The sequence below is a fragment of the Allosphingosinicella sp. genome (assembly GCF_036570505.1).
Classification (GTDB): domain Bacteria; phylum Pseudomonadota; class Alphaproteobacteria; order Sphingomonadales; family Sphingomonadaceae; genus Allosphingosinicella.
Genome location: NZ_DATCYB010000015.1, coordinates 72,820 through 87,553 on the forward strand (window position 1 = coordinate 72,820; position 14,734 = coordinate 87,553).

The window sequence follows — 14,734 nt, forward strand, 5'->3', positions numbered from 1 at the left end:
CCATTCCGGAATTGCCGCGCGTCGAAATTTTCACCGATGGCGCTTGCAAGGGCAATCCCGGCCCGGGGGGTTGGGGCGCCGTCATCCGATCGGGCGCCCATGAGAAGGAGCTGTCGGGCGGGGAGCCACTGACGACCAACAATCGCATGGAGCTCCTTGCTGCGATCCGGAGCCTGGAAGCGCTGAAGCGGCCCTGCCACGTCATCCTCACCACCGACAGCGTCTATGTCCGCGACGGCATCACCAAGTGGATACATGGCTGGCGCCGGAATGGATGGCGGACGGCCGCCAGGAAGCCGGTCAAGAATGCCGAGCTGTGGCAGGGGCTGCTCGACGCCGCCCAGCGGCATCGCATCGACTGGCATTGGGTCAAGGGCCATGCCGGCCATCCCGAGAATGAACGCGCCGACCGACTAGCCTGCGATGCCGCGCTTCAGTTCCTGAAGCGACCGGCGAGGTAAGGTGAGGGATCGATCTCCGCGACCAGCGGATTGGGCGTTTGTTCAAGGAGTAGCCAGGCCGCGAGCTTGGCCGCCGCCGGCGCGGTCTGGATGCCGAACCCGCCTTGGCCGGCGCACCAGAAGAATCCCGGCGCGACAGGATCGAACCCATAGACCGGAAGCCGATCGGGCGCGAAGCTGCGGAGACCCGCCCAGCTATGCTCGACTCGCTCGACCTTCCAGTCGACGACCTGCTGGAAACGATCGATCGCGAGGGCGATGTCGATTTCCTCGGGAGCGCAGTCGCTGGCCGGGCAGGCCGTCTCGTCATGGGGGCTCAGCCAAAGGCGACCGCCGGCCTCGGGCTTGAAGTAGAAGCGGTTGAGTGCATCGATGACCAGCGGCAGGTCGCCCGGTGCCGCCGGATCGGTGCGAAGCTGGACGATGGTCCGCCGATAGGGTTGAATGCCGAGCGGTGATGCTCCCGCCCGAATGGCGACGTCATCGGCCCAGGCGCCCGCGGCATTGACGACAACTCCCGCCACAACGACTCCCACCCGCGTTTCGAGCTGCCAATGCCGATCCGCCCATTTCGCCCGCTCGACTCTCGCGTTGGCAATGATCCGGACGCCCTTAGCGCGCGCCGCCTTCAGGTAGGCAGCATGGAGGCCGCCCACGTCGATATCGGAGCAGCTTGGTTCGAGGGCGCCTTGCTCCCATCCTGGCTTCAGCCCCGGAACCAAGACCTCAAGCTTCGACCGGTCGAGGCGCTTCATGGGAACGGCGCTGCCGGCAAACTCCGCGCAAAGGGCATCGAGGGCCGTCACTCCATCGCGGTCGGCCAGGTGCAGTGCCCCGCGCGGCGACAGGAACGGCCGTTCGGCGAAGTCGGGCGGTGGATCGGCGAGATATAGCCCCGAAGCGCTGGTGAGGGGCTGCACCTTCGGGCCGCCATAAGTTTCGGACCAGAAGGCGGCGGAGCGGCCGGTGGAGTGATAGCCGGGCCGCGACTCGGCCTCGATTAGCAGCACGGAAGCGTGCCCCGCAACCTCGGCGGCAAGGCTCGCGCCGGCGATGCCAGCGCCGATAATGGCGATATCGGCCTTCACGACCCGGCATGCTGATCGAGAAACTGGTCGATCCGGGCCAGGGCGACGAGCCGGACCGCATCGCCCTCGCGCAGCAACTCGTGGGCGGCGCTGCGGAACATGAGAAGCTCCGCTTTCTGCAACAGCCGCGCGGCACGGCGAATCGCCGTCGGGCTGACGAGCCGGTCCCGCGCCGTGCCGAGAATGAGGATTGGCCGATCCACGGTGCGAAGCATCCGCGGCGTCAGCCGGGTCATCGACCGATAGGCGGCATCGAGCCACCCCCAGGTGGGCGGGCCGAGATCGTATCCGGGCTCCCGCGTCTTCCACCAAAGCTCATCGGAATAGCGGTCATGACACGTGGTGAGATAGGCCTGCCGACTCGATCCCGCCGGCGCCGGCCGCTCATTCTCGCCCCAGGCACGCCTCTCGGACCAGCCCAATCGGCTGAACGTGCCGGCGATCCGCTGGCCGAGCCAGGTCGGAATCGGCGTGACGTTGAAGGCGATCATCGGCGCCACCAGCACCGCCCCCGCCAGAGCGGGCCGATGCTCGGCGATGGTGCGCAGCAACAGGTGCCCGCCCATCGAATGACCGACCGCCACATGGGGCAGAGGAGTGGCTTCAATCCATTGCTCCAGCAGAGCCGCGCAGTCGGCGACTAGCGGATCGAAGCTTTCGACATGGCCGCCGACGATCGTGCCGCGCGACTCTCCCTGGCCCCGCCAGTCAAAGGAATCGACGTTCCAACCCCGGCCGTGCCAATGGCCCATCGCTTCCAGATACTTCTCGATGAAGTCGCCGCGGCCGCCGGCGAAAAACAGGCTCCCCCTTGGGGTGAAGCCGTGCGGCTGGGGCCACCGCATGCGCCGCAGCGACCAGCCGTCGGGCGCCTGCCAGACCGAGAATTCGGCTCCGGCGGGATGGGCGCGCCGGTCGATCGCCATCAGGTTCATGCGCGTTGGTTACGGTTTAGCAAGCAACCCCGTCTAGACCTGTTGGTCATGCCGGGGGTCATCGCCAATATTCTGGTCGCCATTCTCGCCGCGATGCTGCTCGTGGCGGCGACGGGCGATTTCAGAAGCCGCACCATTCCCAACTGGCTGAACGCGTCGATCGCGCTCTCCGCCATTCCGTTCTGGTGGATGACGGGCCTCGCGCTCTGGCCCGAAGTCGCGGTTCAGGTCGCGGTCGCCGCCGCAGTCCTTCTGCTGTTCGCCCTCGCTTTTCATTTCGGCGCGATGGGCGGCGGCGATGTCAAGATGGTCGCGGCCCTGGCGCTATGGCTGCCGCCTGGGGCGGTGCTGAAGCTGCTCGTCATCATGTCGCTGGCCGGCGGAGCGCTGACCTTGGCGATGCTGGTTCGCCACAAGATGACGAAGTCCCAGGGGCAGTTGGAAATTCCTTACGGCGCGGCGATCGCCTTTGGCGGTTTGTGGTTGATTAGCGAACGATATCTTAACCAGTTTGGATGATGACTAGGGCGGGTTTCACTGAGCCCTGCAGGAGGCGACAGGCGTCATGGATGTGAGAAAAATCGTGCTGCTGGTGGGCGCGCTGTTAGTAGCCGCGGTGACCGCCGTCATGGCCAAGAACATGTTCAGCGGCGCCGGCGCTCCGACAGCGTCCGCCACGCCGGTCGTTCCGGTCGGGCCCGAGATCCTGGTGGCGACACGTGCGCTGCCGGTCGGGACGATCATCGACGCTGAGGCCTTGCGCTACCAGCCGTGGCCGGAAGGGCTCGTCCAGAACGCCTATTACGCCAAGGGCCAGGAAGGCAGCGTCAATCCCGCCGACCTCCTCGGCACCGTCGTCCGCAACGAGATCACCGCCGGCCAGCCCGTCACCCAGGGCTCGCTGATCAAGCCGGGCGAGCGCGGCTTCCTCGCGGCGGCGCTGGGGCCGGGCATGCGGGCCGTCACGGTTTCCGTCTCGACGACCAGCGGCGTCGCCGGCTTTGTCTTCCCGGGCGATCGGGTCGATCTCGTCCTCACCCAGGAAGTCACCGGCGACGGCGATTCCCTCAAGGTGTCCGAGACCGTGCTGCGCAATGTGCGTGTGCTGGCGGCCGATCAGCGCATGAATCGGGTCGACGAAGAAGGAAAACCGGTGGTTCAGTCGGCCTCAACCGTCACGCTCGAAGTGACGCCGAAGATCGCCGAGAAGATCGCCGTCGCCCAGACGATCGGGCAATTGTCGCTGTCGCTGCGGTCGCTAGCCGACAACACGGCCGAGCTCGAGCGTGCCATCGCCTCCGGCGACATCGACGTTCCCGACGATGCTGACCCCGACGCAGAGCGCCAGATGATGATGGAGATCGCCTCGCGCCCGATGGACAAGAACACGACATTTACCGTTGGCGCGGACGTTTCCCGCTTCGAGCGGAGCAGCGTCCCTGCCCAGCAGTCCAACGCTCCGGCAGGCTCGGCGCCGTCCGATCCCGCCGCGGCCATTCCGACCGGGCCTGTCGTCCGCGTCGCCCGCGGCAATGCCGTGACCGTCATTCCGGTTGGAGCCAAGTAAATGAGCAAGAGCAACTGCATCAAGCGCGCTGCGCTCGGCACGTGTCTGGCCGCGATGATCGCCGCCGGCATGGCCTCGGCCGTCGCCAGTCCGGCGATCGCCCAGTCCCGCGCCGTGCAGGCCGCCAATGACGTGACGCTCTCGGTCGGCACCGGGCAGTTGGTCAGCCTCGACGGCACCATGTCCGACGTGTTCGTCGCCAACGACGCGATCGCCGACGTGCAGGTCCGCTCCGCCGATCAGATCTATATCTTCGGCAAGGGGCCCGGGCAGACTACCGTCTTCGCTACCAACCGCGCCGGCAAGGTCATTTATTCTGCCGACGTTCGGGTCGGGAACAACATGGCGTCGGTCGACGAGATGCTGGCTCTCACGATGCCGAACGCGAGCATCCAAGCGACGCCGATGAATGGCATGGTCGTGCTGACGGGAACCGTCGCGGCTCCCGAGGATGTCGCCGAAGCCAATCGCCTCGTCCAGGCCTTCGTCGGCGAAGGAACCCAGGTCATCAGCCGCCTCAAGTCAGCGACACCACTGCAGGTGATGCTGCAGGTGAAGATCGCCGAGGTCAGCCGCTCGCTCATCAGGGATATCGGCGTCAATCTCCAGGCCGCCGATCCCACGAGTGGTTTCCAGTTCTTCGGCATCAGAGGGCGCGATTTCGTCGACGATGCCGGTACCGCCCTTTCCTCGGGAGGCACAAGTTTCAGCTTGTTCGGCAACCTGCTGGGGCTGAACGTCGGGGCCGCGCTGGACCTCAATGAGAATAGTGGCCTTGTAACGATGCTGGCGGAACCGACCTTGACGGCGCTCTCCGGTGAGACGGCGAGCTTCCTAGCGGGCGGCGAGTTTCCGATCGCGACCACCAGCGGTCTCAACGGCACCCAGGTCGAATTCAAGGAATATGGCGTCAGCTTGGCCTTCACGCCGACAGTGCTCGACGGCGGCCGCATATCCATGCGCGTGCGGCCGGAAGTCTCCGAGCTGACCAGCGAAGGGGCCATCCGGATCGCCGGGATCGACATTCCCGGCCTCGCCACACGCCGCGCCGAAACCACGGTCGAGCTGGGTTCGGGTCAGAGTTTCATGATCGGCGGCCTGCTACAGAACAAGGGCAACAACACGATCGAGAAGACGCCGTTCCTGGGCGACATTCCGATCCTGGGCGCGCTGTTCCGCTCGACCGGCTTCCGCAAGAGCGAGACGGAGCTCGTCATCGTCGTCACCCCCTATCTGGTGAAGCCCGTCAACGCCAGCCAGATCGCGCTGCCGACCGATGGCTTCCGCATCAGCAACGACAGCCAGCGCGTGTTCGTCGACCAAAGGGAAGATAGCCACACCGGCGAGCAGCGCCCCGGGCCGCGTGCCGCGACACCGCAAACGGTAGCGCCTGGCATCGGCGCGCTCAGCTACTCGGCTCCCTCGCAGACTCCCGCGCAGCCGGCACCGTCAGTCCAGGCCGCTCCCTCTGCCCAACCCGGCTTCAGCTTCTGATGGTCGTCCGAGCGCGAAAGGAAAGCATGATCATGCAACGCTTCAAACTGTCCGCAGCTCTGGTCACGGCCGGCTTTGCCGCCGCCTGCGGCCCGGTAACCAACGGCCTGACGCCGATAAGCAATCCAAGCCTCTCCTCGGTTAACCAGCCCGTGGTGCAGCGCACGGATCTCGTGCTCGACCTCAATACGACGGGAAGCGGCTTGCCGGCTTCCGAGCAGGAACGGCTGGCTGCATGGCTCGACTCCCTCCAGCTCGGCTATGGCGATCGGGTCGCGATCGATCAGGCCGGTTATGTCGACAGCGCCAGCAGGCACGACGTTGCCGCGGTCGTCGGCCGTTACGGCCTCCTCCTCAGCGAAGGCGTGCCGATCACGGCGGGCGCCGTCCAGCCCGGATCAGTACGCGTTGTCGTCAGCCGCATGACGGCGTCGGTGCCCGGATGTCCGATCTGGGAAGATGAAATCGTCGGCGCGCCGGAGCGTACCTCCACCAATTACGGATGCGCGACCAACTCGAACCTGGCGGCCATGGTCGCGGACCCGTCGGACCTCGTGCTCGGCCAGGCGGGCGCCAGCGACAGCGACCCCGCGACGACCAACAAGGCCATCGACGCGTACCGGAGGCGGATACCCACCGGATACAGCGGTGAGGTTAAAGCAGAATCCACAGGTGGCAAATAATGAACGCACCCTTCAACGCCATGCGCGGGGCTTCGCTGCGCGATCCGTTCACCGCCTTCGTCTGCGACGAGGAGACGGCGGAAATGCTCCGCCCGATCGCCGTCGAACACGGCTGGGCGCCTGAGAAGATCAACAAGGGCGGCCTGCGCAATGCGGTCCAGTCGCTGTCGGTTTCGGCGAGCCCGAACATCCTGTTCGTCGATTTGAGCGAATCCGGCGATCCGCTCAACGACATCAACGCCCTTGCCGAGGTGTGCGAGCCGGGAACGGTCGTGATCGCCGCCGGCCAGGTGAACGACGTCCGCCTTTATCGCGACCTCGTGGCGAGCGGCATCCAGGATTATCTCCTGAAGCCGTTCAACGCCGACCAAGTCCGCGACGCCTTCGCCAATGCCCAGATGACCATCTCCGGCCCGCGCACCAACGAGCCGTCGATGGAGCGGCCGCATGTGGTGGCGGCGGTGATCGGCGTGCGCGGTGGCGTCGGTGCCTCGACCATCGCTTCCTCGGTCGCGTGGCTGATGGGCGACACGGTCGGCCGCACGACCGCGCTGCTCGACCTCGACGTGCATTTCGGGACCGGCGCGCTTTCGCTCGATCTCGAGCCGGGCCGCGGCCTTACCGACGCGATCGAAAATCCTAGCCGCATCGATGGCCTGTTCATCGAGCGCGCCATGGTGCGGGCGAACGACAAGCTTTCGGTGCTGTCGGCCGAAGCGCCGATCAACCAGCCGATGCTGACCGACGGTTCCGCTTTCTTCCAGCTTCAGGAGGAGATGCGCAACGCCTTCGAGACGACCGTGCTCGATCTGCCCCGGCAGATGCTGGTCCAGCATCCGCACCTCGTTCACGATGCCCATGTCTGCATCGTCGTTGTCGAGTTCACCCTCGCCGCGACCCGCGACGCCATTCGCATCCTTTCGTGGCTGAAATCCAATGCGCCGCAGGCGCGCGTTCTCGTCGTCGCCAACAAATCCGGCGCGGCGAATGTCCAGGAGATCAACCGGAAGGACTTCGAGACGTCGATCGAGCGCAAGGTGGATATCGTCATTCCACTCGACCTCAAGGCCGCGGCCCAGGCGGCGAAGCTCGGCCAGCCGCTCGCCAAGGCGAAACCCGGCACCAAGATCGCGCAGCCGCTGGGTCAGCTCGTTACCATGACCGTCTCGGCGGTGGATGGCGGCGAAGGCCAGGGCGAAGCCGCCGAGCGCGGCGGGTCCCTGCTCGGCAAGCTTGGAAACTTCAAGGCCATGGTCGCCAAGAAGCCGGCCAAGGCCGCGGCGTGAACGCGGCCGCTCCGCATCCGCGGAACGGCCATGTAACAGATTGAGGGGCGAGAGACGATGTTCCCGATGGTGATGATGGCGGCAGGGCTCCTCGGCACGCTGGTGCTCGTCTATGTCGCCTTCGCCGGCCCTTCGCCCGCCAAGGCGCAGGTCCGCCGGCTCGAAAGCCTTCGCGAACGCCACAGCAAATCGACCGAGATCGTCGCCCAGGCGCAGCTGAAGAAGATCATGTCGGGTCGCCCGACGAAGATGGACGGGGTCGCCCAGCGCTTCCTTCCCAATCCCGCGCTCCTTCGCAAGCGGATCGAGCAGACGGGCAAGCCCTGGTCGATCGGTCAGTATCTGATCGCATCGGTCGCGCTGGCGATCGTCACCGCGACCCTGATTACGTTGCGAGGGGCACCGATCTTTCTCGCGATTTTCGTCGGCCTGTTCGTCGGCATCGGCCTCCCGCATTTCGTTATCGGCAGGCTCATCAAGCGCCGTGTCGCCAAGTTCACCGCGCGGTTCCCGGACGCGATCGAGCTGATGGTGCGCGGCCTTCGGTCCGGCCTTCCCATTTCGGAGACGATGGGCGTCGTCGCCACCGAGGTTCCGGGCCCAGTGTCCATCGAGTTCCAGGCGGTGTCCGACAAGATGAAGATCGGCCGCACGATGGAGGCCGCGCTCCAGGAGACCGCCGACCGGCTCGGCACGCCTGAATTCCAGTTCTTCGTCATCACACTGGCCATCCAGCGCGAGACCGGCGGCAACCTCGCCGAGACGCTCGCCAACCTCGCCGACGTGCTGAGGAAGCGGGCGCAGATGAAGCTCAAGATCAAGGCGATGTCGTCGGAATCGAAGGCGTCCGCCTACATCATCGGCGCGTTGCCCTTCATCGTCTTCGGCATCATCTATTTCATCAATCCCGACTATATGGGCGACTTCTTCATCGACGAGCGGCTGATGATCGCCGGCGGAGGAGGCCTCATCTGGATGAGCATCGGCGCCATGATCATGGCCAAGATGATCAATTTCGAGATCTAGGGAGGCAAGACGATCATGACACCTCCCTCCTCCGGCCCGACGATCATGGGCGTCGACGTGATGATGGTCGCGACGGTCCTGGCGGCGGTCGCCACCTTCGCGGTGCTGCTCGCCATCTACGCGGCGACCACCGTGCGCGACCCGATGGCCAAGCGCGTCAAGGCGCTGAACGAGCGCCGCGAACAGCTGAAGGCCGGCATCGTCGCCTCGACCTCCAAGCGCCGCAAGAAGATCACCAACAAGAACGAGGCCGCCGACCGGGTCCGCACCCTGCTCGGCTCCCTGAAGATGCTTCAGGACGAGCAGGTCCAGAAGGCGCAGATCAAGCTGATGCAGGCGGGCATCCGCTCGAAGGATCTCGCCTTCGTGGTCATCTTCGCGCGCTTCGTGCTGCCGGCCGTTCTCGGCACCATCGCCATCGTCGGCGTCTATCTGCTCGACTGGTTCCCCGACTGGGGCGCGTTCAAGAAATACGGGGTCGTCGCCGGTACGCTGATCGGCAGCTACAAGGCGCCCGACATCTGGCTCAAGAACAAGATCTCCAAGCGCACGGCGGCGATCCGCAAGGGCCTTCCCGACGCGCTCGACCTGCTCGTCATCTGCGCCGAGGCCGGCCTCACCGTCGACGCGGCCTTCAACCGCGTTGCCCGCGAGCTCGGCAAGGGTTATCCCGAGCTCGGCGACGAATTCGCGCTGACCTCGATCGAACTGGGCTTCCTCACCGACCGGCGCTCCGCGTTCGAGAATCTCGCCATGCGCATCGACCTCGATTCGATCCGCGGCGTGGTGACGACCATGATCCAGACCGAGAAATACGGCACGCCGCTGGCGAGCGCCCTTCGCGTCCTTTCGGCCGAGTTCCGCAACGAGCGGATGATGCGGGCCGAGGAAAAAGCGGCGCGGCTGCCGGCGATCATGACGGTGCCGCTCATCCTCTTCATTCTGCCGGTGCTGTTCATCGTCATCCTGGGGCCGGCCGCCTGCGCCATCTCCGACAATCTCATGAAGAGCTGATACGGGGGCGGAACAAGCCCCACATCTCGGGAATTGACGTCGCAAGTGGATTTGTGACGGAGATATGAGATGGCGTTCACCCTGGACCAGTGGGTCATCGTGCTGCTGGTCTTCCTGCTCGGCCTGTTCATCGGCGGATCGATGTTCGCCGGCACCAAGTGGAAGCGGCGCTACCGCGAGGATGCGGCCAGGCGCGCCGAGCTGGAGGCGGAGAACAAGCAGCTCCGCAAGGAAGCAGGGGAAATGGAATCGCTCCGCCACGCCGCCCGCAAGGACGCGGTGGACCGCGATCGCGACAGGCTCTGACCTATCACCTCCTTAGCGCCGCCTGCGCCGCCGCCAACCGGGCGATGGGCACGCGGTAGGGGGAGGCGCTGACGTAATCGAGGCCCGTCTTCTCGCAGAAGGCGATCGAAGTGGGGTCGCCGCCATGCTCGCCGCAGATGCCGAGCTTGAGGCCCGGTACCGTGGCTCTCCCTCGCTCGGCCGCCAGTGCGATCAGCTCGCCCACCCCTTCCTCGTCGATGCTGACGAAGGGGTCGCGGGCGTAGATGCCCTTTTCGACATATTCGGTGAGGAAGCGGCCGGCATCGTCGCGGCTGACGCCCAATGTGGTCTGTGTGAGGTCGTTGGTGCCGAAGCTGAAGAACTCCGCTTCCTCGGCGATGCTCCCCGCCTGGAGCGCGGCGCGGGGCAGCTCGATCATCGTGCCGACGAGATAGTCGACGGACTGCCCCTGCTCCTTGAACACGGCCTTGGCGGTGCGGTCGATGAGGTCGCGGATGATCTTGAGCTCCGCCTTCGTGCCGACAAGCGGAACCATCACTTCGGGGATCGGCGCCTCGCCGCTCTCCGTCGCCACGGCGACGGCGGCCTCGAAGATGGCGCGGGCCTGCATCTCGTAGATTTCCGGATAGGTAATGCCGAGGCGGCAGCCGCGATGGCCGAGCATCGGGTTGAACTCGTGCAGTTCCGACACGCGCTCCTTCAGGACCTCGACCGTCGCGCCCGCCGCCTTGGCCACCTCGGCGAATTCCTCCTCGCTGTGCGGCAGGAATTCGTGAAGCGGCGGATCGAGCAGGCGTATGGTGACGGGCAAGCCCGCCATGATCCGGAAGATCTCGGTGAAATCGTCGCGCTGGGCCGGGAGGAGCTTGGCGAGCGCGGCACGGCGGCCGGCCTCCTTCTCGGCCAGGATCATTTGGCGGACATTGGTGATCCGCTCGGCGTCGAAGAACATATGCTCGGTGCGGCATAGGCCGATGCCCTCGGCGCCGAATTCACGCGCGGTGCGGCAGTCGGCAGGCGTTTCGGCATTGGCACGGACCTTCAGGCGGCGGGCGCGGTCGGCCCATTCCATCAGGACGCCGAAGTCTCCGACCAGCTCGGGCTGGACGGTCGCCACCTCGCCCAGCATCACCTCGCCGGTCGCGCCGTCGATGGTGATGATGTCGCCCTCGGCGATCTCCTTGCCGGCGACGCGCATCATGCGGGTCTTGTAGTCGATCGACAACCCGCCGGCGCCACTGACACACGGGCGGCCCATGCCGCGCGCGACGACCGCGGCGTGGCTGGTCATGCCGCCGCGCGCCGTGAGGATGCCCTTGGCGGCGTGCATGCCATGGATGTCCTCGGGCGACGTTTCCGTGCGGACGAGGATCACGTCGTGATTCTGTCCCGCGAGGCGCTCCGCCGTGTCGGCGTCGAACACGGCCTGGCCGCAGGCCGCGCCGGGAGAGGCGGGAAGCCCCTTGGCGATGACCCTGCGCTCGGCGTCGGGATCGAGCGTCGGGTGGAGAAGCTGGTCGAGCGCGGCGGGATCGACGCGGAGCACCGCTTCTTCCTCCGAAATCAACCCCTCGCGCGCCATATCGACCGCGATCTTGAGCGCCGCCTTCGCCGTGCGCTTGCCGGTGCGGGTTTGGAGCATCCAGAGCTTGCCGCGCTCGACCGTGAACTCGATGTCCTGCATCTCGCGATAATGGGTCTCGAGCGTGTCGAAGACCCTGGCGAGCTCCGCATAGACCTCCGGCAGCGCCTCTTCCATCGAAGGAGCCTTTGCCCCCGCCTTCTCGCGTGCTGCCCGGGTCAGATATTGCGGCGTCCGGATGCCGGCGACGACGTCCTCGCCCTGGGCGTTGATCAGAAACTCGCCGTAATAGACGCGCTCGCCGGTCGCGGGGTCGCGGGTGAAGGCGACGCCGGTGGCGGAGGTCTCGCCCATGTTGCCGAACACCATCGCCTGGACGTTGACCGCCGTGCCCCAGTCGCCGGGGATGGAATTTAGCCGCCGGTAGACGCGGGCCCGTTCCGACTGCCAGGAACCGAACACGGCGCCGATCGCGCCCCAGAGCTGATCGTGGACGTCCTGCGGGAAGGGCTTCTCCCACAGCTCCTCGACCAGCTCCTTGTAGCGGCTCACGAGTGCCTGCCAGTCCTCCGCCTCCAGCTCGGTATCGAGATGGACGCCCTTGTCCTCCTTGGCGATCTCCAACGCTTCCTCGAACGCGCCGTGATCGAGGCCGAGGACGACGTCTGCATACATCTGGATGAAGCGGCGGTAACTGTCCCAGGCGAAGCGCGGATCGCCCGACGTGGCGGCGAGGCCCTCGACCGTCGCGTCGTTGAGGCCGAGGTTCAGCACCGTGTCCATCATGCCGGGCATGGAGACGCGGGCACCGGAGCGGACGGAGACGAGCAGAGGGTCGGCGGCGTCGCCGAAGCTTTTGCCGGTGATGCCCTGGATATGCGCGATGCCGTCGGCCACCTCCTCGCGGAGGCTGTCGGGAAAACTCTCCCCTTCCGCATAATAACGGGCGCACATTTCGGTGGAGAGGGTGAAACCGGGCGGCACCGGCAGGCCGATCGAGGCCATCTCCGCCAGATTCGCGCCCTTACCGCCGAGGAGGTTCCGGTCCCCGGCCTTGCCCTCCGAGACGCCGCCGCCGAAGCGGAAGACATAGCGGACAGCGAGATCAGACTTCACGAAATTCATGCGCCCCACCGAAGTTCAAGGAACCGGAAAACAATCAGGCCGGAAGACCGGGAAGCGGCCCCTCCGGCCGGTGGAAGATTACAAAGATTACACCCTCCATTCGTTACGCATCCCGCGCTCAGCCTTCGATCTTCGAGAAATCCGCCACCTCATGCATCGCCGCGCGCATGCGGGCGAGGAGGTTGAGGCGGGCCGTGCGCTTGATCTGGTCCGGATCATTGACGGTCACCTTGTCGAAAAACGCATCCACGGGGCCACGCAGGCTCGCCAGCGCCGCCATCGCCCCTTCGAAATCCTCCGCCTCGACCGCCGCCCGGGCGCGAGGCTCGGCGGCGTCAAGCGCGGCGATCAGGGCAGCTTCCTCATTTTCGGGCGTGTAGGAAAGTGATTTGTTCCCCCTCCCTGGAAGGGAGGGGTTAGAGGTGGGTGCCGCCGAAGGCGGCGCGCTGGACGTGGCCGAACGCTCGCTAGCGCTCGCACCCAGCCCCGGCCCCTCCCTTCCAGGGAGGGGAGGCCACCCCTCCTTCTTGAGGATGTTGGCGGCGCGCTTGTAGCCGGCGAGGAGGTCGGCGCCCTCGGGCGTCTCGACGAACGCCTGAAGCGCCTTCACCCGCGCGAGCAGGCGGACGAGATCGTCCTCCCCGCCGAGGGCGAAGACGGCGTCGATCAAGTCGTGACGGACGCCGGCCTCGCGCTGCTGGACTTTTAGGCGGTCGGCGAAGAAGTCGAGGAGCTCATCAACGTTGACCGAGCCTTCCCAGCCTGAGTTATCACTAGTGTAAGGCAGGCCTTCGTCAGCTTTGGCAAAAACCGGGCGCAGGTTGATCCTGATCCCGTTCTCCACAACCGTCTGAATCGTGTACAAAGCTGCACGTCTCAGGGCGAATGGGTCTTTTGATCCCGTAGGTTTGATGCCGCGCGAAAAGAAAGCCGCGAGAGTGTCGATGCGGTCCGCGAGAGCGACACAAACAGGGATGCACCCCTTGGGAGCGGGCTCATATTGCTGCGCGATGGCCGACACGGTGCCCGGCTTTTCACCCGCTGCCTCGGCATAATACCCTCCCATCACACCTTGCAGCTCCGGGAATTCCCCCACCATCGCGGTAGCCAAGTCGGCTTTAGCCAACTCGCCTGCCCGACCGGCCGTTTGAGGATCGATGTCGTCGAAGTAATTTTTGGCAATGTGAGCCGAAAGCTCAGCAATTCGGTCTGCTTTGCTGCGAAGCGTACCCAGCTTCTCAGCAAACACCATCTCGTCCAGCTTCGGCAGAAATCTTTCCAAGGGGACCTTGAGGTCCTGTTCCCAGAAGAATTTGGCGTCAGAGAGGCGGGCCGAGAGCACGCGCTCGTTGCCGGCGACGATGGCTTGGCCGCCATTGCTCGCCTCGATGTTGGCGACGCAGATGAAGTTGGGGGCGAGATGCCCCTCCCCGTTTGTCAGCGCGAAATATTTCTGGTTGGTGCGCATGGTGAGCTGGATCACCTCGCGCGGGACTTCCAGGAACGCCGGGTCGAACGCGCCGAGGAGCGGCACGGGCCATTCGGTGAGGCCGGCGTTTTCGTGGAGCAGGCCTTCGTCCTCGACCAGGGTCAGGCCGGCGGCCTTGGCAGCCTTCGCCGCGCCTTCCGCGATGATGCGGCGGCGTTCGGCGGGGTCGATGATGACGTGGCAGGCGCGGAGCTTCTCGGCATAGTCGCCCGCGCTGCCGATGGTGATGACGCCGGGATGATGGAAGCGGTGACCAACGGTGGCGGCGCCGGATTTGATGCCGGCGATCTCGAATTCAACCACAGCGTCGCCGAGGAGGGCGACGATGCCCTGGAGCGGGCGGACCCAGCGGAGGCTTTCGGTCGAAGCCGAGGCGACGCCCCAGCGCATCGACTTGGGCCAGGGGAAAGCGCGGACGATCGCTGGGATCGCTTCGGCGAGGACGTCGGCGGTCCTACGGCCGGGCTTGTCGATCACGGCGAAGAGGACGCCGTCGCGCTCGACGAGCTGCTCGCGGGTGAGGCCGGTCTTTCTGAGGAAGCCTTCGAGCGCCTGCGGAGGGGCGCCGGCGCGCGGGCCCTTGATCTCCTCGCTCACCGCCTCGGTTTCGGCGGGGAGGCCGCGGGCGATGAGGGCGAGGCGGCGGGGGGTGGCGTAGGTTTCTACTCCTTCGGCCTTGAGGCCGGCGGCGGTCAG

General features: G+C 65.9%; 13 protein-coding genes. 9 read left to right on the plus strand and 4 right to left on the minus strand.

Features of this window, described 5'->3' with window-relative positions; genetic code table 11:
* Window positions 1–2 precede the first annotated feature (2 nt).
* Entirely contained in the window at window positions 3–461 is a 459-nt protein-coding gene (rnhA, locus tag VIR62_RS01285; RefSeq protein WP_431868036.1) for a ribonuclease HI, read from the plus strand.
* On the opposite strand, the gene VIR62_RS01290 is transcribed toward rnhA, so the two are convergent.
* The gene (locus tag VIR62_RS01290) at window positions 434–1,549 is read right to left on the minus strand and encodes an NAD(P)/FAD-dependent oxidoreductase (RefSeq protein ID WP_431868014.1); all 1,116 of its coding nucleotides are present in this window, start codon (window positions 1,547–1,549) and stop codon (window positions 434–436) included. The two genes, rnhA and VIR62_RS01290, sit on opposite strands and share 28 nt — an antisense overlap.
* Window positions 1,546–2,475, minus strand: a complete 930-nt coding sequence (locus tag VIR62_RS01295) for an alpha/beta fold hydrolase (RefSeq protein ID WP_431868016.1) — start codon at window positions 2,473–2,475, stop codon at window positions 1,546–1,548. Before VIR62_RS01295 ends, VIR62_RS01290 begins: the two co-directional genes overlap by 4 nt.
* Here VIR62_RS01295 and VIR62_RS01300 point away from each other — a divergent pair.
* The 8 genes from VIR62_RS01300 (at window position 2,452) to VIR62_RS01335 (ending at window position 9,860) form a co-directional block, all read left to right on the plus strand.
* Window positions 2,452–3,003, plus strand: a complete 552-nt coding sequence (locus VIR62_RS01300) for an A24 family peptidase (protein ID WP_431868017.1) — start codon at window positions 2,452–2,454, stop codon at window positions 3,001–3,003. The two genes, VIR62_RS01295 and VIR62_RS01300, sit on opposite strands and share 24 nt — an antisense overlap.
* 46 nt (window positions 3,004–3,049) lie before the next feature.
* Complete coding sequence (gene cpaB / locus VIR62_RS01305) at window positions 3,050–4,051, plus strand: Flp pilus assembly protein CpaB (RefSeq protein WP_431868018.1); 1,002 nt, start codon at window positions 3,050–3,052, stop codon at window positions 4,049–4,051.
* Window positions 4,052–5,545: a type II and III secretion system protein family protein gene (locus tag VIR62_RS01310; RefSeq protein ID WP_431868020.1), complete on the plus strand. Its 1,494-nt coding sequence runs from the start codon at window positions 4,052–4,054 to the stop codon at window positions 5,543–5,545. It abuts the gene before it with no gap.
* A gap of 26 nt (window positions 5,546–5,571) precedes the next feature.
* Complete coding sequence (locus VIR62_RS01315; RefSeq protein WP_431868021.1) at window positions 5,572–6,228, plus strand: CpaD family pilus assembly protein; 657 nt, start codon at window positions 5,572–5,574, stop codon at window positions 6,226–6,228.
* Window positions 6,228–7,514, plus strand: a complete 1,287-nt coding sequence (locus VIR62_RS01320; protein WP_431868023.1) for a pilus assembly protein CpaE — start codon at window positions 6,228–6,230, stop codon at window positions 7,512–7,514. The genes VIR62_RS01315 and VIR62_RS01320 overlap by 1 nt, the downstream gene beginning before the upstream one ends.
* A 57-nt stretch (window positions 7,515–7,571) precedes the next feature.
* Window positions 7,572–8,540, plus strand: coding sequence for a type II secretion system F family protein (locus VIR62_RS01325; protein ID WP_431868025.1), 969 nt, complete (start codon window positions 7,572–7,574; stop codon window positions 8,538–8,540).
* 15 nt (window positions 8,541–8,555) lie between these two features.
* Entirely contained in the window at window positions 8,556–9,554 is a 999-nt protein-coding gene (locus VIR62_RS01330; RefSeq protein WP_431868027.1) for a type II secretion system F family protein, read from the plus strand.
* Between the two features lie 69 nt (window positions 9,555–9,623).
* The gene (locus VIR62_RS01335) at window positions 9,624–9,860 is read left to right on the plus strand and encodes a hypothetical protein (RefSeq protein ID WP_431868028.1); all 237 of its coding nucleotides are present in this window, start codon (window positions 9,624–9,626) and stop codon (window positions 9,858–9,860) included.
* Window positions 9,861–9,864: 4 nt separating this feature from the next.
* Here the strand turns inward: VIR62_RS01335 and ppdK are convergent, their stop codons facing one another.
* The gene (gene ppdK / locus VIR62_RS01340) at window positions 9,865–12,549 is read right to left on the minus strand and encodes a pyruvate, phosphate dikinase (protein WP_431868030.1); all 2,685 of its coding nucleotides are present in this window, start codon (window positions 12,547–12,549) and stop codon (window positions 9,865–9,867) included.
* A gap of 118 nt (window positions 12,550–12,667) precedes the next feature.
* Window positions 12,668–14,734: glycine--tRNA ligase subunit beta (glyS, locus tag VIR62_RS01345; protein ID WP_431868032.1), on the minus strand; the 2,067-nt coding region annotated here is incomplete at its 5' end.